This window comes from Agrobacterium sp. MA01, from assembly GCF_009650195.1.
In the GTDB taxonomy this organism is placed as follows: domain Bacteria; phylum Pseudomonadota; class Alphaproteobacteria; order Rhizobiales; family Rhizobiaceae; genus Allorhizobium.
In genome coordinates this window covers 3,138,711-3,163,748 of sequence record NZ_CP045854.1, presented here as the reverse complement: position 1 = coordinate 3,163,748, position 25,038 = coordinate 3,138,711, and the positions used below count along the sequence as shown (strand labels likewise).

General features: G+C 62.2%; 23 protein-coding genes. 11 read left to right on the top strand and 12 right to left on the bottom strand.

The features are described 5' to 3' along the window. Positions 1-12: 12 nt before the first annotated feature. Complete coding sequence (locus GH983_RS15310) at positions 13-543, top strand: DUF3833 family protein (RefSeq protein WP_171901596.1); 531 nt, start codon at positions 13-15, stop codon at positions 541-543. A 3-nt stretch (positions 544-546) separates the two neighbouring features. Here GH983_RS15310 and GH983_RS15305 read toward each other — a convergent pair whose 3' ends face one another. Genes GH983_RS15305 through GH983_RS15295 form a run of 3 tightly spaced genes read right to left on the bottom strand, consistent with a single transcriptional unit; the run spans position 547 to position 3,949 of the window. Further along, the gene (locus GH983_RS15305; protein WP_069043307.1) at positions 547-1,761 is read right to left on the bottom strand and encodes a TIGR03862 family flavoprotein; all 1,215 of its coding nucleotides are present in this window, start codon (positions 1,759-1,761) and stop codon (positions 547-549) included. 6 nt (positions 1,762-1,767) lie between these two features. After that, positions 1,768-2,943 carry an aminotransferase gene (locus GH983_RS15300; protein ID WP_069043308.1) on the bottom strand — a complete coding sequence of 392 codons (1,176 nt, stop codon included), beginning with the start codon at positions 2,941-2,943 and terminating at the stop codon, positions 1,768-1,770. Between the two features lie 19 nt (positions 2,944-2,962). After that, positions 2,963-3,949 (bottom strand): LysR substrate-binding domain-containing protein, encoded by a 987-nt coding sequence (locus GH983_RS15295; protein WP_069043309.1) that lies wholly within the window; start codon positions 3,947-3,949, stop codon positions 2,963-2,965. 163 nt (positions 3,950-4,112) lie between these two features. On the opposite strand from GH983_RS15295, the gene speB reads away from it, so the two are divergent. From speB to GH983_RS15260, 7 genes are all read left to right on the top strand, one after another. Beyond that, a complete protein-coding gene (gene speB / locus GH983_RS15290; RefSeq protein WP_153762843.1) occupies positions 4,113-5,168 on the top strand; it encodes an agmatinase in 1,056 nt (351 codons plus the stop codon). Between the two features lie 167 nt (positions 5,169-5,335). After that, entirely contained in the window at positions 5,336-6,346 is a 1,011-nt protein-coding gene (locus GH983_RS15285) for a PotD/PotF family extracellular solute-binding protein (protein ID WP_246727570.1), read from the top strand. Between the two features lie 221 nt (positions 6,347-6,567). After that, entirely contained in the window at positions 6,568-6,807 is a 240-nt protein-coding gene (locus GH983_RS15280; protein WP_054147918.1) for a type II toxin-antitoxin system Phd/YefM family antitoxin, read from the top strand. 26 nt (positions 6,808-6,833) lie between these two features. Further along, complete coding sequence (locus GH983_RS15275; protein ID WP_194842728.1) at positions 6,834-7,238, top strand: type II toxin-antitoxin system VapC family toxin; 405 nt, start codon at positions 6,834-6,836, stop codon at positions 7,236-7,238. Between the two features lie 25 nt (positions 7,239-7,263). Then, complete coding sequence (locus tag GH983_RS15270) at positions 7,264-8,298, top strand: ABC transporter ATP-binding protein (protein ID WP_153762841.1); 1,035 nt, start codon at positions 7,264-7,266, stop codon at positions 8,296-8,298. Continuing rightward, positions 8,295-9,149: an ABC transporter permease gene (locus GH983_RS15265; protein WP_054147921.1), complete on the top strand. Its 855-nt coding sequence runs from the start codon at positions 8,295-8,297 to the stop codon at positions 9,147-9,149. The genes GH983_RS15270 and GH983_RS15265 overlap by 4 nt, the downstream gene beginning before the upstream one ends. Continuing rightward, positions 9,146-9,946, top strand: coding sequence for an ABC transporter permease (locus tag GH983_RS15260; protein WP_153762840.1), 801 nt, complete (start codon positions 9,146-9,148; stop codon positions 9,944-9,946). The genes GH983_RS15265 and GH983_RS15260 overlap by 4 nt, the downstream gene beginning before the upstream one ends. Before the next feature lie 10 nt (positions 9,947-9,956). Here the strand turns inward: GH983_RS15260 and GH983_RS15255 are convergent, their stop codons facing one another. From GH983_RS15255 to GH983_RS15225, 7 genes are all read right to left on the bottom strand, one after another. Then, complete coding sequence (locus tag GH983_RS15255) at positions 9,957-11,552, bottom strand: GMC family oxidoreductase (protein WP_153762839.1); 1,596 nt, start codon at positions 11,550-11,552, stop codon at positions 9,957-9,959. 26 nt (positions 11,553-11,578) lie between these two features. Then, positions 11,579-13,714, bottom strand: a complete 2,136-nt coding sequence (gene scpA / locus GH983_RS15250; protein ID WP_153762838.1) for a methylmalonyl-CoA mutase — start codon at positions 13,712-13,714, stop codon at positions 11,579-11,581. A 187-nt stretch (positions 13,715-13,901) separates the two neighbouring features. Next, entirely contained in the window at positions 13,902-15,911 is a 2,010-nt protein-coding gene (locus GH983_RS15245) for an acetyl/propionyl/methylcrotonyl-CoA carboxylase subunit alpha (RefSeq protein ID WP_153762837.1), read from the bottom strand. A gap of 68 nt (positions 15,912-15,979) precedes the next feature. Then, the gene (locus GH983_RS15240) at positions 15,980-16,393 is read right to left on the bottom strand and encodes a hypothetical protein (RefSeq protein WP_054147926.1); all 414 of its coding nucleotides are present in this window, start codon (positions 16,391-16,393) and stop codon (positions 15,980-15,982) included. 4 nt (positions 16,394-16,397) lie between these two features. Continuing rightward, positions 16,398-16,775, bottom strand: coding sequence for a hypothetical protein (locus tag GH983_RS15235; protein WP_069043317.1), 378 nt, complete (start codon positions 16,773-16,775; stop codon positions 16,398-16,400). A gap of 10 nt (positions 16,776-16,785) precedes the next feature. Beyond that, the gene (gene yghU, locus GH983_RS15230; protein ID WP_069043318.1) at positions 16,786-17,700 is read right to left on the bottom strand and encodes a glutathione-dependent disulfide-bond oxidoreductase; all 915 of its coding nucleotides are present in this window, start codon (positions 17,698-17,700) and stop codon (positions 16,786-16,788) included. Between the two features lie 90 nt (positions 17,701-17,790). Continuing rightward, complete coding sequence (locus tag GH983_RS15225) at positions 17,791-19,323, bottom strand: acyl-CoA carboxylase subunit beta (protein ID WP_069043319.1); 1,533 nt, start codon at positions 19,321-19,323, stop codon at positions 17,791-17,793. A 134-nt stretch (positions 19,324-19,457) separates the two neighbouring features. Between GH983_RS15225 and GH983_RS15220 the strand changes: the two genes are divergently transcribed. From GH983_RS15220 to GH983_RS15210, 3 genes are all read left to right on the top strand, one after another. Beyond that, the gene (locus tag GH983_RS15220; protein ID WP_069043320.1) at positions 19,458-20,867 is read left to right on the top strand and encodes a short-chain fatty acyl-CoA regulator family protein; all 1,410 of its coding nucleotides are present in this window, start codon (positions 19,458-19,460) and stop codon (positions 20,865-20,867) included. 236 nt (positions 20,868-21,103) lie between these two features. Then, entirely contained in the window at positions 21,104-22,252 is a 1,149-nt protein-coding gene (locus GH983_RS15215) for a twin-arginine translocation pathway signal protein (RefSeq protein ID WP_246727408.1), read from the top strand. After that, complete coding sequence (locus GH983_RS15210) at positions 22,245-22,700, top strand: MarR family winged helix-turn-helix transcriptional regulator (RefSeq protein ID WP_069043321.1); 456 nt, start codon at positions 22,245-22,247, stop codon at positions 22,698-22,700. The genes GH983_RS15215 and GH983_RS15210 overlap by 8 nt, the downstream gene beginning before the upstream one ends. A gap of 234 nt (positions 22,701-22,934) precedes the next feature. Here the strand turns inward: GH983_RS15210 and GH983_RS15205 are convergent, their stop codons facing one another. Next, on the bottom strand, positions 22,935-24,008 hold the full coding sequence (locus GH983_RS15205; RefSeq protein WP_153762836.1) for an enoyl-CoA hydratase/isomerase family protein: 1,074 nt from the start codon (positions 24,006-24,008) through the stop codon (positions 22,935-22,937). Positions 24,009-24,080: 72 nt separating this feature from the next. Beyond that, positions 24,081-25,037, bottom strand: a complete 957-nt coding sequence (locus tag GH983_RS15200) for a D-2-hydroxyacid dehydrogenase (protein WP_069043323.1) — start codon at positions 25,035-25,037, stop codon at positions 24,081-24,083. Position 25,038: the final 1 nt, after the last annotated feature.

The window sequence follows — 25,038 nt, the reverse complement described above, 5'->3', positions numbered from 1 at the left end:
GAGACGCCAATCATGCCGAAGCTCACTTTCGCCCTTGTCGGGCTCGCCATGAGCCTGCTGCCCACCGCTGGTCAGGCGGCGGACAAGTTCACGTTCGAGGACTACTTCGTCGGTCGCACGGAAGCGGTCGGTTCCTTCCGCGCCATCAATGGCGTCAAGCGGACTTTTACGGTGGATCTGACCGGAAACTGGGACGGCAAGACGCTGACGTTGCGCGAAGACTTCGTCTTCGACGACGGCACCAAGGACCGCAAGACCTGGCGCTTCACCAAGACCAGCCCCAACACCTATAGCGGCACCCGCGAGGACGTGATCGGCGAGACCAAGGTGAAGCTCAACGGGGCAGTCGCTCGGTTCAACTATCTCGTCTATCTGAGCCCGGAAACACAGGGCAATAAGGTGCGTTTCTGGGACAAGATGGTGCTGCGTGAGGACGGGACGGTGCTCAATACGGCGCTCGTCACCAAGTTCGGCATCCCGGTTGCCAAGACCACTGTCGAGTTCCGCAAGCCGGGCTCGTCGCACAAGACGGCGAGCCGCTAAGGGTCAGTCGTTTGGTGTCTCCAGCCAGCGGTTGATGCCTTCTGCCGCAGCAATCCCTGTCGCGAAACAGGCGGTCAGCAGATAGCCGCCCGTCGGCGCCTCCCAGTCGAGCATTTCGCCGGCAACGAAAGTGCCGGGGCGCGATGTCAGCATGAAGTGCGCGTCGATTGCGTTCAATGAGACGCCGCCTGCCGTCGAGATTGCCTCGGCAATCGGACGCGGGCGCTTGACGGCGAGCGGCAGGGCCTTGATGCATTTTGCCAGCTCGGTGAGGTCGAGCCGGTTGGCCTCAGGGGTGACCTCTCTGATCAGCGCGATCTTCACGCCGTCGAGATTGGCGGCCTTCTTCAGGCGGGTCGAGAAACTTGCCTTGCGGTCCTGAAGCGCGAAGTCCGTCGCTAGCTTCTCGGTCGTGCGCCCCGGCGTGAGATCGAGGATAAGCTCGCCATGGCCATCCCGGTCGAGCGCGTCCCTCAGCGCTGCCGCATGGGCATAGATCAGGCTGCCTTCGATGCCGCCCTTGCTGATGACGAATTCACCCTGTGTGGTACCGGCTGCCGAGGTGGCCTTCACCGATTTCACCGGTTGGCCAGAGAAGCGCGTGTTGAAGCTTTCCGAGAAATCGCAATCAAAACCGCAATTGGCCGGGCGGAGCTGTGTGATATCGACACCTTCTGCTTCCAGCAGTGGTACCCAGGCCGCATCTGAACCGAGCTTCGGCCAGCTCGCGCCACCAAGGGCGAGGAGTGTGGCGTCGGCGATCACGTGCTTCTGACCCTCTGGTCTCTCGAAAAGCAGGGCATCTCCGTCGAAACCCGTCCAGCGGTGACGGGTGAGGATGGTCACGCCCGTCGCTTCCAGTCGCTTCACCCAGGCGCGCAACAGGGGCGAGGCCTTCATCACTTTCGGGAAGACGCGGCCGGAAGAGCCGACGAAGGTTTCCGTGCCGAGATCGTCTGCCCAGACCCGGATGGCTTCCGGCGTCATCAGGTCGAGCACGGAGCGTAGCCGGTCATTCGCCGCACCATAGCGGGTGACGAAGCGCGCATAGTCTTCGGCATGGGTGATGTTCAGTCCTGATTTTCCGGCAAGCAGGAACTTGCGGCCGACCGTCGGCATGGCGTCGTAGACGGTGACGACATGGCCGTTGCCGGCGAGATGTTCCGCTGCCATCAGGCCCGCCGGGCCACCGCCGATGATCGCCACACTCTTCTTCATCCGTGATCAGTCCAGCTTGAAGGTCGAAAGGCGGGAGACCAGACCTTCGATCGTTGCGCTGTCGGCATTTGCGAAGGCGAAGCGCAGGTAGTCCTGGCAATCGTCGCCGAAATAGGCTCCGGGAATGCAGAGCACGCCGGCCTTCTTCGCCAGCCTTTCCGCCACATAAGCAGAGTCCTGGCCCGCAAAGGGATGGCGGATGAAGGCGAAATAGGCGCCGAGCGAGTCCATCTTCCAGACGGGAAGTTTGGCCATCACGCCCTTCAGCGTTTCGGCGCGCTTGAGGATTTCGAGGCGGTTGTCGTCGCGCCAGGCCTTGAGCGCCGGGATCGCCTTTGCGACGGCCGCCTGCGGTGCGCGCGGCGCGCAGATCTGCAGGTTGTCCATGACCTTGGCGATTTCCGAGACGGCACGCGCGCCGGCGGTGATCGCGCCAAGCCGATGGCCGGGAATGCAGAAGGATTTGGAGAAGGAGTAAAGGAGAATGAGGTTTTCTTCCCAGCCTTTGATCGAAAGCAGATCATGCGGGCGGCCTTCGCCGGGGAGGAAGTCGCGATAGGTCTCGTCGAGAATGAGGAAAGCACCGGCCTTGCGGCAGGCGTCGAAGGCCTGGCGCAGCAGGTCCGCCGGATAGATGGCGCCCGTCGGGTTGTTGGGCGACACCAGTGCCACGGCTTTGACGCCCTTCGCCAGGGCTGCCTCGATGCCTTCGATGGTGGGCACGAAGCCGGTGGCCGGATCGAGCGGAATGAGCTCGCGGCGAATGCCCATCATCGCCAGCGTGGTTTCCTGGTTGAAATAGAAGGGATCCGTCAGCGCCACCGCATCGCCGCTTCCCGCAATCGCTGAGACTGTTGCCATGAAGGCCTGGTTGCAGCCTGCCGTGATGTGGATGTTCTCGGCCGTAACCGGCGCGCCATAAACGGCCGAAACCTCTGCCGCATAGGCCTCGCGCAGCGGCGCTTCGCCTTCGATCGGGCCGTAGCCGGCATTCGCCCGGGCGGAAGCAGCTTCCGCAAGCCAGGCGAAAAGATCGGGATGCGGCGGATAGCCGGGCACGGCCTGGCTCAAGTCGATCATCGGGCCGCTAGCGCCATCATAGGCGCGTGCCCAGGCGAACACCGAGGGGACCGGCGGAGCCGAGAGATCTGCAACGAGCGGATTGAAGGGGGCGGCGGGCATGTCTCTGTCCTCGGTGATATCAGCTCTCTTCCGAAAGCACGGTAGTGGTGTTGGGGTTGCGTTTGCGGGTCGAGGGCAGGCCTCGTCCCGAAGGGCGGCTTGCGGGGCGCGGCTGGGCGGCGCGCTCGGTCTCGATCATGTCGAAGATCCAGTCGATGAAAACCTTGGCGATGGGGGCCGCGCGAACATCATTGCGAGCGGCGACATAGAAGGCGTCAGGTGCGGGCACTGCGAGATCGAAGGGGATGACGAGTTCGCCGGCGGCAATCAGGCTGGACGCCGTGATGCTGTCTCCCAGCGCCACGCCTTGGCCGAAACGGGCAGCCTCGGTCGATAGCCTCGCATCGCCCATGAAGTGTTCCCGCGCTTTTGGCATATCGAGTTGGTCGGCGGCGGCAAGCCAGCTTCGCCATTCGCGGCCGTCGTCACCATGCAGCAGCACATGGTCGCGCAGATCGCGGGTCGAGCGCAGCGGCCTTGTGTTGAGCAGCGTCGGGCTGACGACGGGGAAGAGCTCGAAGGTGCTCCAGAGCCTTGTCCAGCAATCCTTCCAGCCGCCCGCACCATAAAGGATCGCGATGTCGATGTCGGGGGAATAGATCAGGCTGGAATCATTGCTGGAGGTCAACGTAAGGCTGATCTCGGGATAGCGATCGACGAAGGAGCCGAGGCGGGGCACCAGCCAGAGCGAGAGTAGCGCTGGCACGCAGGAGATGCGCAGACTGCCGCTGGTCGAGGGGCGGTTCATCAGGGCGGTCGCTGCTGCGATGCCGTCGAAGGCCTGGGTGACGGCCGGTAGCAGCAGAGCGCCTTGCGGCGTCAGTTTCAGCCGCTTGCCGCCGCGCTCGAAAAGCGCCGTCTTGAGCGTTTCTTCCAGGCTGCGGATCTGATGCGATATCGCGCCATGCGTCACGCTCAATTCCCGCGCGGCAGCCGAGATCGAGCCGCGGCGAGCGGCGGCCTCGAAGGCGCGAAGGGGGTTGAGCGGGGGCAGGCGGCTTGCCATGACGGGTTCAGCATCCGTGAATTTTTCTCACATCGATTGCTATAACATCGTGAATTGATTTTCCAAGTCTGTTGCGGGCTAATGCTCACAATAAAGGCATGCCAAGATCGTGCCGCAAAAATGGACGATGAACTGCTCATCGTTCACTAACAGGGAACGCCAGATGACTTTCGATGAAAAGCGCCTTGCGGCGCTGCGCGAGAAATACGGAAACGACAAAGCCGGCGAGATCTTCGATCCGAAGTTTGCCAAGGTAGGCGAGAAGATCTTCTCGAACGGTACGCGTGCTGCCCCTTATGCCGGCGTGCCGACTTTCGTGTCCGCACCCTATCGCCAGGTTGACCAGCGCAATCCGGATGTCAGCGATCTCGATGTCGCGATCGTCGGCGTGCCCATGGATCTTGGCGTCACCAACCGTCCGGGATCGCGCTTCGGGCCCCGGGCTCTGCGGGCGATCGACCGTATAGGCCCCTACAACCATGTTCTCGAATGCGCCCCGGTCTTCGATCTCAAGGTCGCCGATATCGGTGACGTGCCGTTTTCCAGCCGCTATCGCCTGGAGATGAGCCATGACGATATCGAGGCCTATCATACCAAGCTGGTCAGCCAAGGCGTGCTGCCGCTTTCCGTCGGCGGTGACCATTCGATTACCCATCCAATCATGAAGGCGATTGCCAAGAAGCACGGTCCCGTCGGCATGATCCATATCGACGCCCATTGCGATACCGGCGGTGCGTTCGACCAGACGAAGTTCCACCATGGTGGCCCGTTCCGCAACGCGGTGCTTGATGGTGTGCTCGATCCTGTCCGGACGATCCAGATCGGTATCCGCGGACCTGCCGAATATCTCTGGGAGTTCTCCTACGAATCCGGCATGACCGTCATTCACGCCGAGGAAATCAACGGTCTCGGCATCGCGGCGATCATCGAAAAAGCCAAGGCCGTGATCGGTGATGGGCCGACCTACCTCTCTTTCGATATCGACAGTCTCGATCCGAGCGTGGCACCCGGCACCGGTACGCCGGAAGTGGGCGGCCTGACATCGCGCGAAGCGCTGGAGCTGATCCGCGGCTTCAAGGGTGTGAACCTTGTTGGCGGCGATGTGGTGGAAGTCGCGCCGCAATATGACGCAAACCACAATACCGCGCATGTCGGCGCACAAATCCTCTTCGAAATCCTCAGCCTGATGGTCTACAGTCCGGCCATCAAGGGGCACTGAGGGTCGATATCCCGGACGGCTCCTGCCGTCCGGCAACGGATGCAGACGAACGGGCGAACACGCCTCAACCACAACAAGGGAACAGGACCATGAAAGACATTCTCTCCACTTCCGTCAGCCGCCGCGGCGTGCTCGCCGGCTCGGCCGCCGTTGCCGGCGCTCTCGCCATGCCGTCGATCCTGCGCGCCCAGGACAAGTCGATCAAGATCGGCGTCTATGGCGGCTACTTCAAGGATTCGTTCGACAAGAACATCTTCCCTGAATTCACCAAGGCGACCGGCATTGCCGTCGAATCCATCGCCGAGCCGACGGGTGAAGCCTGGCTCGTGCAGCTGGAACAGGCCGCCAAGGCCGGCCAGGCACCGGCTGACCTTTCGATGATGTCGCAGGTTGCCATGCTTAAGGGCCAGGCGACCGAGCTCTGGGCGCCGATCGACATGGCGAAGATCAGCAATGCCTCGGGCCTGATCGACCGCTTCGTCAACAAGTATCCGGATGGACGCGTCGCCGGCGTCGGTGCTGTTGCCTGGTACATCACGCTCGTCACCAACACCGATGTCTACAAGGACGCTCCGACCTCCTGGGAAGCGCTGTGGGATCCGGCAAATGCCGACAAGCTCGGTCTGCTCGCGCTCGTCTCCAACTCCTTCCTGCTGGAAGTGACTGCCAAGACATATATGGGGGGCACCAATGCGCTCGATACCGAAGAGGGTATCCTGAAGGCGCTGGAGAAGCTTGCAGAAGTGAAGCCGAATGTGCGCCTCTGGTATCGTGACGAGGCCCAGTTCGAGCAGTCGCTGAAGTCGGGCGAAATCCCGATGGGCCAGTACTACCATGACGTCACGGGCCTTGCCGCTGCCGATGGCCAGCCGGTCCGCTCGACCTTCCCGAAGGAAGGCGGCATTCAGGACTCAGGCTGCTGGGCTCTGTCACGCGCTTCTGCCAAGACCGAGGAAGCACATGTCTTCATCGATTACATGTGCCAGCCGTCCATCCAGGCGACCCTGTCGCGCAAGGTCGGCACGGCCCCGACGGTCAAGCGCGAACTGCTCGACCTGACCGATGCCGAATTCGCCTCGGTCTCCTCGGATATCGAGCCGATCACGCCGCGCTACGACCTCTACCAGACCAAGTCGGACTGGCTGAACCAGAAGTGGACAGAACTGATCGTCGGTTGATCAGAGGGCTGCGTAGCCTCTCATTCGCCCTGAGCTTGTCGAAGGGCTGGGCTCCTTCTCCCCACCTTCGGGGAGAAGGAGACGGCGGCTCGCTCAGCGCCAACATTTCCTCTCCCCCGCTTGCGGGGAGAGGGTAAGGTGAGGTGCGTTTGCGTTAGGATTTTGATGCATCTCCACGCCCGTGATAGGAATACGGTATGCATCTTAGCGGAGACAACCTCATGGCAACGGTCAGCGTGCGCGATGTGAATACCGATCTTTCCGAACTGGTGGATGAGGTGATCAAGGGCGGCAGCGTGACGATCACGCGCGACGGCAAGCCGGTGGCGACGCTGGTGGCGGTGGAGAGTGCTGCTGAACAGGAACCAAAGCACAACTTCCTGGAGCACCTGATGGCCTTTCCAGAGCCGGGTATGGTTTTTGAACGCAATCCCTCCCGTGGACGAGACGTCGATCTTTGACCGGGTATCTCATCGACACCAACGCGTTGTCGCTGCTTTCCAACAGCAAGGCATCGCCGCAATTCATTGACTGGCTTCAGGCGCAACAGCGAAAGAACGCTTTGTATGCCTCGACGATCACGCTTCAGGAGATCGAAAAGGGTATCGTGAAGCTTGAGCGTGTGAAGGGTGGCAGCCTTGATAAAGCACGGCGTCTCCGCGATTGGATCGACATCGTGATGGCAGATTTCCAGGATCGGTTTCTGCCTGTTGATGTTGAGGTCGCGCTCGTGGCTGGAAAGCTTGAAGGCGCAATGCTAGCGCGAGGGCTGAATATCGAACTCGCCGACATTCTCATCGCCGCAACGGCGCAAACCCACGGCCTCACAGTCGTAACCGCCAATATCCGAGACTTCGAGCCCCTGGGCGTCGACTGTCTCGCACCGTTTTGAACAACATTCGTCTGATTGGAAGTCCATGTCCGGCCTCGCTCTCAATTCCATCACCAAGCAGTTCGGTCCCTTCACGGCGGTCGATCAGGTCCAGCTCTCGGTCCCGCACGGCACCTTCGTTTGCCTGCTCGGTCCCTCCGGCTGCGGCAAGACCACGCTGCTCCGGATGATCGCCGGTCTCGACAGCCCGACCGATGGTGCGATTGTTCTCGATGGCCAGGACATTACCCAGGTGCCGACGCATAAGCGGGATCTCGGCATGGTCTTTCAGTCGCTGGCGCTTTTCCCGCATCTGACTGTCGGCGAGAACATCGCCTATCCCTTGCGCATCCGTGGCATCGGTCGTGAGGAGCAGGTGAAGCGCGTCGACGAGTTGCTCGCGATGATCCACCTCACCGGTTATGCCGACCGCCCGGTGCACAAACTCTCCGGCGGCCAGCGGCAGCGCGTGGCGATTGCCCGGGCGCTCGCCATTTCCCCGAAGCTGTTCCTGCTCGACGAGCCGCTGTCGGCGCTCGATGCCAAGCTGCGCGAGGCGATGCAGGTGGAGCTGCGCAAGCTGCAGCAGCAGCTCGGCATCACGACCATCGTCGTCACCCATGACCAGCGCGAGGCGATGACCATGGCCGATACGGTCGTCGTGATGAGCGGCGGCAAGATCCGCCAGGCGGCGAGCCCGATCGAGATCTATCGCAAGCCGGCCGACCGTTTTGTTGCCGATTTCATCGGTTCGACCAACCTCCTGCCGCTGACAGCGCAGGGTGGCTCGGCGCTTGTGCTCGGCCATAGCGTCGCCGGCATTTCGGCACCAGCAGGTTCAGCGCAGGCGAGTCTTTCGGTTCGCCCTGAGGACGTGAAGCTCTCGGCGCCCGGCGAAGGCCGCATTACCGGCAAGGTCACCTTCATCCGCGATCTCGGCGGCACGATCGAGACCTTCCTCGATGTCGCAGGGACCGAAGTCGTCGCCGTCTCGACCCCGCGCGAACGGCCGGTCGTGACCGTCGGTCAGGATGTCGGCATCGTCATCGATCCCGAAACCGCCGTGGTGCTGTCGGCATGAGACGCGAGCCCCCGAAAACCGCGCTCGATTATGCGCCGCTGGCATTTCCGGCTGGTATGCTGATCCTGTTCTTCGTCGTGCCCTTCGCGACGATGATCGCCGTATCCTTCTTCAAGCGGGATCCGACCGGCTTCTATTCGCCCGATTTTGTCTTCGACAACTACGCCCGCTTTCTGTCGTTCTTCTTCGGGGGCGTGCTGAGCTTCTCGCTGATGCTGGCGATTGCCGTTGCCGTCGTCTGCGTGACGCTGGCGCTACCCTTCACCTATCTGCTCGCCCGCATGTCGCGCAAAGCACAGGTGCTGTGGCTCGTGGCGCTCCTCTCCATCCTGTCGCTTTCGGAGGTGATCATCGGTTTTGCCTGGTCAACACTGCTTTCGCGCACGGCCGGCATCACCAATCTGCTTGTGATGATCGGCTTGATGGAAAGCCCCGTGGCATTGATGCCGAATTTCGGCGCGGTGCTGACGGGCATGACCTATCAGGCGCTGCCCTATACGGTCCTCGTGCTCTATCCCGCTCTCGTCAGGCTGGACCCCACACTGACGGAAGCGGCGCGCACGCTTGGTGCCTCGCCGCTCCGCGCCTTTTTCACGGTGGTCGTGCCGGCATTGCGCAACACGCTGATTGCAACGCTGATCATGGTCTTCATCTTCGCGCTCGGCTCCTATCTCCTGCCGCAGATCCTCGGCCGTCCTTCGCATTGGACGCTGTCGGTGCTGATTACCGATCAGGCGATCTACCAGTCCAACATGCCGTTTGCGGCGGCGATGGCGGTGTTCCTCGTGCTGGTCACGCTTGGGATGGTCGCGCTGACGCTGCTCATCGGTCGAAAGGGAGAGGCGGCATGAACAAGGCACTGACCCGTCTCTACTTCACGCTCATCGGCATCTTCCTTGCTGCGCCCATCGTCGTGGTTGCTGGCGTTTCGGTGAATGCCAAGCAGAGCCTCAACTTCCCGCCGCAGGGATTTTCGCTCTCGTGGTATGGCGCGATCTTTACCGATCCCGGCTGGCGTGCGGCCCTCTTCGCCTCGGTCATCCTGGCGCTTTGCGCGGCTGCTCTCGCCGTCGCCATCGCGCTGCCGCTCGCCTGGTTCCTATGGCGGCGCCTCTCCCTTTGGGCGCAGGTGTTCCAGTTGCTCGGCATTGCCCCCTTCACGCTGCCGCCCGTCATCACGGCGCTGGGGCTTCTCACCTTCTGGGCCGCGACCGGCTTCTACGGCCAGCCTTGGACGGCCGTCATCAGCCACGCGATCTTCTTCGTGACGCTGCCCCTGGTGACGCTGTCGCTCGGGTTCTCGGCTATCGATCGCTCACTGGTCGAGGCTGCCGCCACCATGGGCGCCGACGACCGGACCATCTTCCGCACCGTCGTGCTGCCGCTGATCGCGCCCTATCTCGTCTCCGGCTATGCCTTCGCTTTCGTCCTCTCGCTCAACGAATACATCGTCGCCTATATGACGGTCGGTTTCGTGATGGAGACGCTGCCGATCAAGATCTTCAACGCGCTGCGCTACGGCTACACGCCGGTCATGGCTTCGGTAACGATCCTGTTCGTGGCGGTCGCGGCCATCATCTTCGGCCTCGTCGCCCGCTTCGGCGACCTGCCGAAACTGCTCGGGGCGAATGCGGACGATCGCAGCTGATGGACTGGTGTCAGCGGTGATCCTCCAGGATCATCGCAGCCGCCTTCTCGGCAATCATCAGGGTCGGAGAACTGGTATTGCCCGAGGTGATCGTCGGCATGACCGAGGCATCGGCAATGCGCAGGCCCTTCAGTGCGCGTAGCCTCAGGCGCGGGTCCACCACGCTGTCAGGGTCCGCACCCATGCGGCAGGTGCCTACAGGGTGGAAGATCGTCGTGCCGATATCGCCCGCAGCCTTTTCCAGATCTGCATCACTTTCGAGCGCCGGTCCTGGGCGGTACTCCTCGGGACGATAGCGGGCGAAGGCTGGTTGAGCGGCGATCTGGCGGGTAAGCCGGATCGAGCGGACTGCGACATCCCGGTCACCTGCCGTGGACAGATAGTTCGGCGCGATCTTCGGTTGGGCGGCGAAGTCGGGACCAGCAATATGAACCGAGCCGCGGCTTTCGGGTCTGAGATTGCAGACACTCGCCGTCATCGCCGGGAAGGGGTGGACGGGATCGCCGAACTTGTCGAGTGACACCGGCTGGACATGGTATTCTAGGTCGGCGGTCTCCTTGTCCGGGCCCGAACGGGTGAAGATGCCGAGCTGGCTCGGGGCCATGGACATCGGCCCTGAACGGCGCAGCGCATATTCCAGGCCGATCATCGCCTTGCCGTAGAGGCTGGAGGCGCGTTCGTTGAGGGTCGGCACGCCGGTTACCTTGAAGACGAGGCGGAGCTGCAGATGGTCTTGCAAATTTTCGCCGACAGCCGGGACCTCGCGAACAGTCTCGATGCCGGCATTCTGCAAGACCTCACCGCGGCCGATGCCGGAGAGTTCCAAGATCTGCGGAGAGCCGATGGCGCCGGCGGACAGTACCACCTCGCGGCGGGCCGCAAAGCGCTTCAACTCGCCGTCGTGATGCACCTCGGCGCCGGTCACGCGTTCGCCCTCGATCGTCAGCCGCTTCACATGAGCGCGGGTGAGGATCGTCAGGTTCTTGCGGTGCCGGATCGGTTTCAGAAAAGCCTTTGCCGAGTTCCAGCGAATGCCGGAGCGCTGGTTCACCTCGAAGAAGCCGGAGCCTTCGTTGTCGCCACGGTTGAAATCGTCGGTTTCTGGAATGCCCGCCTGCTTGGCTGCCTCGCGAAACGCTTCCAGTACGTCCCAGCGGAGACGGGCCTTCTCCACGCGCCATTCGCCGCCGGCGCCATGTTTGTCGTCGGCACCCTTGTGAAAGTCCTCGGTCTTTTTAAACAGGGGCAGGACGTCATCCCAGCCCCAGCCTTCACAGCCCATCTGGCGCCACTGGTCGTAGTCGCGGGCCTGGCCGCGCATATAGATCATACCGTTGATCGAGGAGCAGCCGCCCAGCACCTTACCACGAGGATAGCCGATCGCGCGACCGTTCAGCCCTGGCTCGGCTTGCGTCTTGAAACACCAATCAGTGCGCGGATTGTTGATGCAGTAGAGATAACCGACCGGGATGTGGATCCAGTGATAGTTGTCGCTGCCGCCGGCTTCGAGCAACAATACGCGCCTGGACGGATCGGCGGAGAGCCGGTTGGCCAGCAGGCAGCCGGCAGTACCGGCCCCGATGATGATGTAATCGTAGCTTTCCATGCTCCTCCCCGAGCGCTGCCTGCGTGTCAACTGTTTCGCAGGCGACCCTCCAGCAGGTCAAGCACGGAGCGGGCGGCATCCATGACATTCGTGCCCGGACCGAAGACGGCGGAGACACCATGCTCCAGCAGGAAGTCGTAGTCCTGGCGCGGAATGACTCCGCCGACGACCACGATCACGTCGTTCGCCCCCTTGGCCTTCAGCGCTTCGACCAGCTGCGGCGCGAGCGTCTTGTGGCCGGCGGCTAGCGAGGACAGTCCAACCACGTGCACCCTGTTGGCGACGGCCAAGTCTGCTGCCTCGTCCGGCGTCTGGAAGAGTGGTCCTGCCACGACATCGAAGCCGATATCGCCAAAGGCGGATGCAATCACCTTGGCTCCTCGGTCATGGCCATCCTGGCCGAGCTTGGCGATCAGGATACGCGGCTTGGACGCGGCCTTGCCGTAATCCTTGAGGCGGGTCGACAGCGTCTCCATTTCCGGATCGCCTTCATAGGCCTTGCCGTAGATGTCATGCACGACTTCGGGCACGGCAACGTGATCGCCGAAGACGGCGCGCATGGCATCCGAGATCTCGCCGACGGTGGCGCGGGCGCGGGCGGCGTCGACGGCGGCTTCGAGGATGTTGCCCTGGCCCGAGCGTGCCACGTCCGTCAGGCGTGCCAGCGTTTCGCTGACCCGCTTCGGATCGCGCTGCCGGCGTGTCTGCTCGATACGCTTGATCTGCGACAGGCGGACAGCCGAGTTGTCGATCTGCAGAATGTCGATCGGTTCCTCATTTTCGAGGCGGTATTTGTTGACGCCGACGATGACCTCCTCGGCACGGTCCACGGCGGCCTGGCGACGGGTCGCGGCTTCCTCGATCAGGCGCTTCGGCAAGCCGTCATCCACGGCCTTGGTCATGCCGCCCAGCCGCTCGATCTCCTCAATCAGCGCCCAGGCCTTTTCCGCCATCTCGTTGGTCAGGCTCTCGACATAATAGGAGCCGGCGAGGGGATCGACGACCTTGGTCACGCCCGTCTCGTGCTGCAGGATCAGCTGGGTATTGCGGGCGATGCGGGCGGAGAATTCCGTCGGCAGCGCAATCGCCTCGTCAAAGGAGTTTGTGTGCAGCGACTGGGTGCCGCCAAGCACGGCGGACATCGCTTCAAACGCGGTGCGGACGATGTTGTTATAGGGATCCTGCTCGGCCAGCGACACGCCCGACGTCTGGCAATGGGTGCGCAGCATCAGGCTCGACGCCTTCTTCGGCTCGAATTCCTGCATGATGCGGGTCCAGAGCAGGCGGGCGGCGCGGAGTTTCGCGGCCTCCATGAAGAAGTTCATGCCGATGGCAAAGAAGAAAGAGAGGCGGCCGGCGAATTCATCGACATTCAGGCCCTTGGCGATGGCGGCGCGGACATATTCGCGACCATCGGCCAGCGTGAAGGCGAGCTCCTGCACCAGCGTCGCGCCCGCCTCCTGCATGTGGTAGCCGGAAATCGAGATCGAGTTGAACTTCGGCATCTCCTTCGCCGTGTATTCGATGATGTCGGCGATGATCCGCATCGAGGGTTCGGGCGGATAGATATAGGTGTTGCGGACCATGAACTCCTTGAGGATGTCGTTCTGGATGGTCCCGGACAGCTTGTCGCGCGTAACACCCTGTTCTTCGCCGGTGACGATGAAATTGGCGAGGATCGGGATGACGGCGCCATTCATGGTCATCGAGACGGAGATGGCTTCGAGTGGAATGCCGTCGAACAGGATCTTCATGTCCTCGACACTGTCGATCGCCACACCCGCCTTGCCGACATCGCCTTCGACACGGGGATGATCCGAGTCATAGCCGCGATGGGTGGCAAGATCGAAGGCGACGGAGACGCCCTGCTGACCGGCGAGAAGCGCCTTGCGGTAGAAGGCATTGCTCTCCTCCGCTGTCGAAAAACCGGCATATTGCCGGATCGTCCATGGACGGCCGGCATACATGGTCGCGCGCGGACCACGAGTGAAGGGGGCAAAGCCCGGCAGGCTGTCGAGATGGTCGATGCCGGCGATATCGTCTGCCGTGTAGAGCGGCTTGACATCGATACCCTCGGGCGTGTGCCAGGTGAGCGCGTCCGCCGGACGCTTCAATTCCTTCTCGGCAAGCGTCTGCCAGTCGGCGATGGTTTTCTTGGTCATCCGGTCTTCTCCCTGCTCCGCTTGGACTGCGGGCCGACGACTAGTATTCCTGTTTGCCCCTCACCCTGCCCTCTCCCCGCAAGCGGGGAGAGGGAGGTGCCAAGGGGTGCCATCTCGGCCTTCTCCCCGTTCACGGGGAGAAGGTGCCGGCAGGCGGATGAGGGGGCTTTCCCTTCGAAGGAAAACGTTACCCCTCGAACTCCATGATCAGCTCATCGACCGCCAGACTTTGGCCCGGCTTGACGACGATCTTTTTGACCGTACCCCGGCGTTCGGCCTTGAGGATGTTCTCCATCTTCATCGCCTCGACGGTGGCGAGCGCCTGACCGGCCTCGACGGTCTCGCCTTCCTTGACAGCGACACCGGTGATGACACCCGGCATGGGGCAGAGCAGCATCTTGGACGTATCCGGCGGCAGCTTTTCCGGCATCAGCTTGGCGAGGGCTGCCACACGTGGCGAGCGGACGCGGGCGGTGACATCCATGCCGCGCCAGCGCAGCCGAATGGCGGGGCCTTTGAGGTCGACCTTCACCGCGAGCGTTTCGCCGCCGATGTCGACATGGGCGAGTGTCTTACCTGGCTGCCAGTCGGTGGCTAGAACAAGCTCGTTGCCGGCTTCGAATGCGACGCGCGTGTTGCCGGTGCCTTCGGTGACGGCAAGGGCATGGTCGCCACCCGCCAGATTGACGACCCAGTCCTTGCCGAGCTTGCGGGTATGGTTGCCGATGGTGCCGGAGATCTGGATCGCACGCGCCTGGAGGCGATGATTGATGACGGCGGCGATGGCGGCGAGCTTTTCCGCCGAGGCCGCATCTGGCGTTACGCCGGTGAAGCCGTCCTTGAACTCCTCGGCGATATAGGCCGTGGTGATCTTGCCGGAGCGGAAACGGTCCTGGTTCATCACGGCCGAGAGGAAGGGCAGGTTGTGGCCGATGCCTTCGACTTCGAAACTGTCGAGCGCCTCCGACATCGCGTCAATTGCAGTGAGACGATCCGGAGCCCAGGTGCAGAGCTTGGCAATCATCGGGTCGTAATACATCGAGATCTCGCCGCCCTCGAAGACGCCGGTGTCGTTGCGAACAACCGTGCCTTCAGCGCTCGTGCCCTCTGCCGGCGGGCGGTAGCGGGAGAGGCGACCGATCGAGGGCAGGAAGTTGCGATAGGGGTCTTCGGCGTAAAGGCGGCTTTCGATCGCCCAGCCGTTCAGCTTTACATCGTCCTGGCCGAAGCTGAGTTTCTCGCCGGCTGCGACACGGATCATCTGCTCGACGAGATCAAGGCCGGTTACCAGTTCAGTGACGGGATGCTCGACCTGCAGGCGGGTGTTCATCTCGAGGAAGTAGAACTTGTTCTGCTTGCCATCGACGATGAACTCGACGGTGCCGGCTGAGTGATAGCCGACGGCTTTTGCCAGTGCCACGGCCTGTTCGCCCATGGCCTTGCGGGTGGCGGCATCGAGGAACGGCGAGGGGGCCTCTTCGATAACCTTCTGGTTTCGCCGCTGGATCGAGCATTCGCGCTCGCCAAGATAAAGCGTGTTGCCATGCTTGTCGCCGAGCACCTGGATCTCGATATGGCGCGGTTCGGTGACGAATTTCTCGATGAAGATGCGGTCGTCGCCGAAGGAGTTCTTTGCCTCGTTCTTCGATGACTGGAAACCTTCGCGGGCCTCTTCGGCATTCCAGGCGATGCGCATACCCTTGCCGCCGCCGCCGGCCGAGGCCTTGATCATCACGGGATAGCCGATCTGATCGGAGATTTTTACCGCCTCGTCGGCATCCGCAATCAGGCCCATATGGCCGGGCACCGTCGATACGCCGGCTTCTGCTGCCAGCTTCTTCGAGGTGATCTTGTCGCCCATGGCCTGGATCGCGCCAACCGGCGGGCCGATGAAGGTGACACCGGCCTTTTCCAGCGCCTCGGCGAAGGCGGCGTTTTCCGAGAGGAAGCCGTAGCCGGGATGCACCGCATCGGCGCCGGTCTGCCTGATGGCATCGAGGATCTTGTCGATGACGATATAGGACTGGTTGGATGGTGCCGGGCCGATATGCACCGCCTCATCGGCCATCTCGACATGCAGCGCATTGCGGTCGGCATCGGAATAGACGGCGACCGTCTTGATGCCGAGCTTCTTCGCGGTCTTGATGACCCGGCAGGCAATTTCGCCACGGTTGGCGATGAGGATTTTCTGGATCATTTATGTTCTCTCCCTGCCGTTTATCATCCGGACACAGCCGCCAGACGCTCAAGCGCTATATCTGCCGACTATTCCTGCACCTTCTTCTTCAAGCCCTTGGCCACGCTCTGCTCGTTCTTCACCTCGCCGAAGGCTTCCGGAAAATTCTTTCGGGCTAGCGCTTCGTTGATCTTCAGCTTGGCGAAATAGGATTGTGGATCAAAGCCGCGTTCGGCGGCGATGACTTCGCGGCCGAAGAGGCGGCAGAGGCGTTCGCCGTCGAGATTACCGCGCTCGAAGGGTTCGGTGCCGAAAAACTGCCAGAGCGCCTGCATGAAGCCGAGGTCGGCGAGTGCCACCGTCTGGTCCATGGTGCGGTGGCGCGGCCAGTTGGTGACGGGCGTGACCTTCGGGTTTGGCCGGCGGATCGTGTATTGCCATTGCGTTCCGGGCAATCCCAAGGGAAAGCCCTGATGTTTCGGCATGAGCGGATCTTTTGCCATTGTCTTAAACCTCGAACACGTCTTCGAAGGATTCCGGGAAGCTCTTGCGCGCCACCCTCTCGTTTATGACAAGCATTTCGTCATAGGAATGAGGGTCGAAGTCCTTGTTCACGGCCACGACCTCGCGACCAAACAACAGGCTGAGGCGGGCTGCATCGAGATTGCCGCGGACGAATGGTTCTGCCCCGAACTGGTGCCAGAGCGCATGCAGAAAGGCAGCGTCGATCCGGTGCTCCTTCGTCCCTGGCCGCGCCTTGCGCGGCAGGGTCTTGATCGGGGTGACACCCTTGTCATTGGCGCGGCGAATGGTGAACTGCACACCGGTCCCCGGCATGCCGGATGGAAAACCCCGATGTTTGATCATGTCGGGCGCTTTGCTCATGGTTTTCTCCTCACGCCTGACCGGCCAGTTTGTCCTGCGTCTTCGTGTCGAAGTCGGAGGCATCGTGGCGTTCATGCAGCTGTTCGGAGAGCGGGCCGGAGGTCTTGTTGACGATCGCGCCGCGCTTCACACCCGGGCGGGCTGCGAGCTGTTTCGTCCAGCGTTGGACATGTTCGTATTCGTCGACCGACAGAAAAGTGCCGGCATCGTCATAGGCGCCGTGCAGAGCGAGACGTCCATACCAGGGCCAGATGGCCATATCGGCGATCGTGTAATCCTTGCCGGCCATGAACTCGTTGTTGGCGAGGTGGCGGTTCAGCACATCCATCTGGCGCTTCACCTCCATGGCGTAGCGGTCGATGGCATATTGGATCTTCATCGGCGCATAGGTGTAGAAATGGCCAAAGCCGCCGCCGAGGAAGGGGGCGGAGCCCATCTGCCAGAACAGCCAGTTCAGCGTCTCGGCCCGGGCGCGGGTCTCGGTCGGCAGGAAGGCGCCGAATTTCTCCGCGAGGTAGGTCATGATCGAGGCTGACTCGAACAGTCGGATCGGCTCTCCGCCATCGACAGGCTGATGGTCCATCAAGGCCGGGATCTTGGAATTCGGGTTAACCTCGACAAAGCCCGAGGAAAACTGGTCGCCATTGCCGATATTGATCAGCCAGGCATCGTATTCAGCACCTTCATGGCCTGATGCCAGCAGCTCCTCGAGCAGGATCGTCACCTTCTGGCCGTTCGGCGTGCCGAGCGAATAGAGCTGCAGCGGATGCTTGCCGACCGGGCGTTCCTTGTCATGCGTCGCGCCTGAAATCGGGCGGTTGATGCTGGCAAAGGCGCCGCCATTGCCGGGCTCCCAGGTCCAGACCTTCGGCGGCTGATAGCCGGCAGGCAGGTTCTTCTCGGGCGGGAATTTTGTCTCGGTCATGAAATCGGGTCCTTTCTCGGTGATGCGCCTCGGGCGCGCCGAGAGTTATATAGGCCTTCCGTGTCGTCCTTGCCCACTCTCAATCGGTCGTTACAACGGGATCGTGTCGTGCTTCTTCCAATGGGTGCCGACCTGCTTGTTGCGGAGGCTGGCAAAGGCCTTGGCAATGCGGCGGCGGGAGGAATGCGGCATGATCACTTCGTCGATGAAGCCGCGTTCGGCCGCCTTGAAGGGATTGGCGAAGTTGACTTCGTATTCCCTAGTTCGCGCCGCGATCTTCTCGGCATCGCCGAGTTCCGAGCGGTAGAGGATTTCGGTGGCCCCCTTGGCGCCCATCACGGCGATTTCGGCAGTCGGCCAGGCATAGTTGATATCGGCGCCGATATGTTTGGAAGCCATGACGTCATAGGCACCGCCATAGGCCTTGCGGGTGATGAGGGTCACCATCGGCACGGTTGCCTGGCTATAGGCGAACAAGAGTTTTGCGCCATGCTTGATGACGCCGCCATATTCCTGGGCGGTGCCGGGCAGGAAGCCGGGCACGTCGACCAGCGTCAGGATCGGGATCGAGAAGGCATCGCAGAAGCGGACGAAGCGCGCAGCCTTGCGCGATGAATCGATGTCCAGGCAGCCGGCGAGCACCATGGGCTGGTTGGCGACGACGCCGACCGTCTGGCCCTCCATGCGGATGAAGCCGGTGATGATGTTCTTCGCAAAGGCCTCCTGGATCTCGAAGAAATCGCCCTCGTCGGCCAGCGCGTAGATCAGCTCCTTCATGTCGTAGGGCTTGTTGGAGCTATCGGGGATCAGCGTGTCCAACCGCATCTCGATGCGGGCGGGATCATCATGGAAGGGGCGGACCGGCGGCTTTTCGCGGTTGTTGAGCGGCAGGAAGTCGAAAAGCAGGCGAACCTGTTCCAGCGCCTCCACGTCGTTTTCATAGGCGCCATCGGCGACGGAGGATTTTTTCGTGTGGGTGGAGGCGCCGCCCAGTTCTTCCGCCGTGACGATCTCGTTGGTGACGGTCTTCACCACGTCGGGGCCGGTGACGAACATGTAGGAGCTGTCCCGCACCATGAAGATGAAATCGGTCATGGCGGGCGAATAGACGGCACCGCCGGCACAGGGGCCCATGATCACGGAGATCTGCGGGATGACGCCTGATGCATCGACATTGCGCTTGAAGACATCGGCATAACCGGCCAGCGAGGCCACACCTTCCTGGATGCGGGCGCCGCCGGAATCATTCAGGCCGATGACTGGCGCGCCTGTTTTCATCGCCATGTCCATGATCTTGCAGATCTTCTGGGCATGGGTTTCCGACAGCGAGCCGCCGAGCACAGTGAAATCTTGGGAGAAGACATAGACCTGGCGGCCGTTGATCGTGCCCCAGCCGGTGACGACGCCATCGCCCGGCACCTTTTGGGTCTCCATGCCGAAATCCACGCAACGGTGCGTGACATACATGTCGTATTCTTCGAACGAGCCTTCGTCGAGCAGGACCTCGATGCGCTCGCGGGCGGTCAGCTTGCCCTTGCCGTGCTGGGCGGCAATGCGCTTTTCGCCGCCGCCGAGGCGGGCCTCCGCGCGGCGCGCTTCGAGCTGGTCCAGGATCGTCGACATGCTTCCTCCCGAATGGTCTTCTGGCTCTTAAGCCTTGCTGTGACACCTATTCCACTGTGCCGCAGAAGAAAACAGTTGAACAGGTGCATCTGTGGATTTATGAATTTGCAAAGTGAAAATTGCGAATTTGCGAAATGGCCATCGGAAAACTCTTCATCGGCCGCAAGGTCCGCGACATCCGCCAGTCCAACGGCGCCACCCAGGCGCAGTTTGCCGATATGGTCGGCATTTCCACCAGCTATCTCAACCAGATTGAAAACAATCAGCGCCCGGTCTCGGCCTCGGTGCTGCTGTCGCTGGCGGAAAAGTTCGGCATTGATATCACCGAGCTTTCCTCCGGCCAGAACGACCGGCTGATGTCGGCGCTGACGGAGGCGCTCTCCGATCCGTTGTTCGAGACCTATTCGCCGAGCCTGCAGGAGCTTAAGCTCGTCACCCAGAATGCACCGGGTTTTGCCCATGCGCTGATTGCAGCCCACCAGGCTTACAGGCGCGGCAACGAGCAGCTGGCCAGCCTCGACGATCGGCTGGGGGCAGCACCCAGCCAGGAGGTGACGCCTTACGACGAGGTGCGCGACTTCTTCCACTTCGTCGACAACTATATCCACGATCTCGACCTTGCCGCCGAGCAACTGGCGACGGAACTGAAGCTCGGGGAGGGGGAGAATTACGCGGCCCTTTCAGGCCATCTCGAGGCGAAACATGGCGTGCGCGTCTTGCGCGGCGAGGCGGGCGATGAGGCCATCCGCCGCTTCGATCCGGTGGGGCGGATCCTGACCGTCAGCCGCTATGCCTCGGCCCCCACCCGCGATTTCCAGATTGCCATCCAGATCGCCCAGCTCGCCGCCGCCACCAAGATCGACCAGGTGCTGAAACAGGCGAATTTCCGCAGCGAAGAGGCGGTCGAGATCTGTCGCATGGGGCTCTACAACTATTTCGCCGGTGCGCTGATCCTGCCCTATCGCAGCTTCCTCACCGCGGCGCGGGATCTCCGCCACGACATCGAACTGCTCGCCGCCCGTTTCGAGGCCTCGCTCGAACAGGTCTGCCACCGCCTCTCGACCTTGCAGCGACCGGGCCTCAAGGGCGTGCCGATCTTCTTTGCCCGCATCGACCGGGCCGGCAATATCACCAAGCGGCATAGTGCGGCCCGCCTGCAATTTGCCCGCTTTGGTGCTGCCTGTCCGCTGTGGAATGCGCATCAGGCCTTCGAGACGCCGGGCCGGATCATCCGTCAGACGGCGGAAACGCCCGATGGCGTGCGCTATCTCTGCATCGCGACGCAAGTTTCAAAAGGCTCCGCCGGCTTCCGCGCCGCCAATCCGCGCTATGCCTTGGCGCTCGGCTGCGAGATCTCCTATGCCGGCGCCTTCGTCTATGCCGACGACCTCGACCTCTCCAACCGCGGCGCCTTCGACCCCATCGGCATTTCCTGCCGCATCTGTGAGCGCGTCAAATGCACCAGCCGCGCCGTTCCGCCGCTGAAGCGGAAGCTGGTGGTGGATCATCGGGTGCGGAACCCGATGCCGTATGAGATTGAGTGAGGGGTATCTTTCTCGTTGGGGCAGGGCGCATCGTTGGCTGCATTCGGCCCAAAACCGACGACCAGCATCAGCGGATTGCCTCGGTTCGGCTTCACCGACCCAGCTGTCAGCGCTTGCCACAGCCGTACAACCGGGAGTAGCTGCCCCCCCCGAGACGCACTGCCCAAATCAACCGTCATTTGACTTTGGTTCGATGTCGCACTACATAGTTCGATATCGAACCAAAGGGGATGGCGATGAACCTGACACGGCGCAAGATGATTTTCCTTGTTGGCGGCGGGGCTGTTCTGGCAGCCGGCGGTGCCTTCGGATACGCGGCGACACGCATGCCGCAAACGGCTTACCTTCCCTGGGAGCTCGCGGGCAGCTATGAGGACCCGCGGATGCGGGCCCTGTCATGGGCGCTCCTGGCCCCGAACCCGCACAATCGCCAGCCGTGGCTGGCGGATGTGTCCGAGGACGGCGTTATCACGCTGCATGCGGACACTGACCGCCTCTTGCCACACACCGATCCCTTCAACCGACAGATCGTGATCGGGCTGGGGTGTTTTCTGGAAGTCCTGCGCATGGCCGCAGCAGAAGATGGCTACCGCGCCGCCATGACGCTCTTCCCGCTCGGCAGCAGCGCCACGGCCCTCGACCGACGCCCCATTGCGCGCATCACCCTCACAGCTGATCCGACGGTTGCGCGCGATCCCCTATTCGCACTGGTGCCGGCCCGGCGCTCCAACAAGGAACCGTTCGACATGAGCCGCCCGCTCGCACCCGACATGCTTGCGCAGATGGCTGCGGCAGCCAGCAACGGCACGCGGTTCGGAGGCACTATTGACCCGGCGGAAACGGCCAAATTGCGCGCGTTGACGCGCGAAGCGCTGCGAATCGAGGTCGAGACGCCGCACACCTATCAGGAGAGCGTCGATCTGTTCCGCATCGGACGCCGGGAAGTGGATGCCAACCCTGATGGCATCGACTTTTCGGGACCTATGTTCGAAACGATGCACCTGACAGGCATGTTCAGCCGTGAAATCGCGGCCGACCCGACGAGTTTCGCCTTCAAGTCCGGCATGGACGCGATCTACGCCAATGCCGATACCGCGATGGGACATGTCTGGTTGGTCACCGCCGACAACAGCCGCGAAACGCAGATCGCCACGGGGGCGGACTGGCTGCGCGTCAACCTTGCAGCGACGGCTCTGGGCCTTGGGTTCCAGCCCCTCAGCCAGGCCTTGCAGGAGTTTCCGGAGATGGCAGGGCCCTACGGCCAAGTGCATGAACGCCTTGCACCAGATGGGGGCACGGTTCAAATGCTGTCGCGCATCGGCTATGGTCCGGCTGTCGGAAACAGCCCGCGTTGGCCTTTGGAGAGCAGGATCATGAATGTCTGAAAGCGCAATGCCCGACTACTTCCGGCTCTTCAACGAAATCGGCATCATCGGGCAGCTTTCACGCAGCCTGCTGGAAGCCCGGTTGCCGCCGGGCTTCGTTGCAGCGCAATTTTATGTGTTGAACCATTTGGTCCGCGTGGGCGACGGCCGCACGCCTCTTGCCATAGCCAGCGCCTTTCAGGTGCCCAAGACATCGATGACGCACTCGCTGGCCGTTCTGGAACAGGCGGGCCTGATCGAGATCCGCAAGAACCCTGGGGATGGCCGATCAAAACTGGTCCACATTACGGATGCAGGGCGAAAGTTCCGGCAGGATGCGATCGACGCACTCGCGCCAGATCTCAAGCGGATTGCAGCCGCCGTTCCCCCTGACCATGTCGCGCGCTTGCTGCCTGATCTCGAAGTGTTGCGGAAATTCCTCGATACAGACCGTGACGCTTCACCATAGGCTGCGGCACTTTCAATAGGCTGGTCGAACGCCATGAATGCACGGTTCCTGACGATCTTGTCGAAGCAGCCATACCGATCTCCGGAAAGCACAACGAGGACACATTGTCTGAACACGCAAAGGAAGCTCATGTCCGCTTCTGGCGCAAAGCGGCAGATCCTCCACGGCTGATGGTGGGACGCGATGGTCATTGTGGTTGCATCCAGTCGGTCGGTACGTTGATGCGCTCAAGTACTACCCAAACAACCGCTCATCCCTCGCCGCAAAGAACGCCTCGACACTCTCCGGCGCCACATTTTCAAGCATCGCCGGGGACCATTTCGGGTTCCTGTCCTTGTCGATGATCGCAGCCCGGATGCCTTCGTAGAAGTCGGGGACCTTGACCACTTGGCAGGTGCCGGCGAATTCTCGTTCGAGGCAGGTTTCGAGGTCCTTGGAGTGGCGGGCCTCGCGCAGCATCCTGAGCGTCACCTTCAGGCTGGTCGGCGATTTCGCGCGCATGGCGATAAGCGTTCTGTCGGCGAGGTCTCCGCCTTCTTCCTCTAGGGCTGCGACGATCTCCTCGACCGTGTCGTGGGCGAAGCAGCGGTCGATCATGTCGCGGCCTTCGGAGAAGATGCCTTTCGGGCCGTCCACCGTGTAGTCGCGGATCGTCGAGGCGATCGATTGGCCAAGGGCGGGTGCAGGTAGGGCTGCGATCCGTTCCAGGAGTTCTGCTACCCGGTCCTGCGGGACATACCAGTCGGCGAAGCCTGCGGTGGTGGCATCCGCGCCGTTCACCGCCTCGCCGGTTAGGCCCATCCAGGTGCCGAGTTCGCCGGGTGCGCGGGAGAGCAGCCAGGTGGCGCCGATGTCGGGGAAAAAGCCGATACCGGTTTCGGGCATGGCGAGTTTCGTCGTTTCGGTGACGATGCGGTGGCTGCCATGGCTGGAGACCCCGACGCCGCCGCCCATAGTGATGCCGTCCATGACGACGATGTAAGGTTTCTTGAAGCCGGCAATGCGGGCGTTCAGGCGGTATTCGGCCTTGAGGAAGTGGGAGGCCTTGCCATCGCCGGCCTTGCCGCTTTCATAGAACATCCTGATGTCGCCGCCGGCGCAAAGCCCGCGCTCGCCCTCGCCGGTGACGAGCACGGCTGCGACTTGCGGGTCGGCCTCGAAGGCATCGAGCGCCTTGCCGAAATCCAGGATCATGTCGTGGGAGAGACTGTTCAGCACACGTGGTCGGTTGAGTGCCACAAGGCCGAGCGCGCCCTTTTTCGCCGTCAGGATTTCCCCGCCCTGATAGTCCGCCTCCAGATAACGCATGCCGTCCTCCCTTGTCTTTTGAAAGAGTTAGACATGCGTCGCGGCCAAAGGGCAAGGGCTGCCTTGGTTGGATCAGGTCACGAGATTGCGCGGGGTCCCTGCGAGAAAGAGCTCGATGTTCTCGATCAACTGGTCGGCCAGCGCCTGGATCGCCTCGCGACTTGCCCAGGCAACGTGCGGCGTGAGGATGACGTTTTCTCTGTTAGCAATGCGCATCATTGGGCTGTTTTGTGCGGGCGGTTCGCCATCGGTCACGTCGAAGCCGGCGCCGGATATCTGGCCGGCATCGAGCGCCTTTTCCAGCGCCAGTTCATCGACCAGACCGCCACGGCCGGTGTTGATGAGCAATGGGCGGCGCTCCATCAGCGCGAATTCCCGCTCACCGATCACGCCGCGCGTTTCCGGTGTCAGCGGGCAGTGGAGGGTGATGACGTCAGAGCGCTTCAGGACCTCGTCGAAGGCCGTCTGGCCCGGCTTCAGTTCTGTTGCGCCGCGACGACCGGCGGCCAGCACCGTCATGCCGAAGGCCTCGGCGATCTTTCCCACCGACTGGCCAAGCGTGCCATGGCCGATGATCCCGAGCGTCGAGCCACCGAGGTCGGCGATGGGATAATCGAAATAACAGAATTGGGCGGCCTGCTGCCAGCGTCCCTCGATCACCGACTGGCGATAGGGCAGGATCGACCGACGCAGCGCGAGCATCAGGGCGAAGGTGTGTTCGGGCACCGTGTGCTTGGCGTAGTTCCTGATGTTGCAGACGGCTATGCCACGCGCCTTGGCCTCGGTGAGATCGACAATGTCGGTGCCGGTGGCGGAGACGGCGATCAGCTTCAGCTTCGCGGCGCCGGCCAGCGCCTCGGCACGGACAGGGGCCTTGTTGGTGATCACGACATCCGCGTCGCGGATGCGCTCAGCCACTTCATGCGGGGCCGTGCGGGCATGGACCACCATCTCATGCGGCATGGAGGGTGCGCGGACCACGGTTTCCGGCGAAAGCGTGTCGCGGTCGAGAAAGACGATGCGGATCATG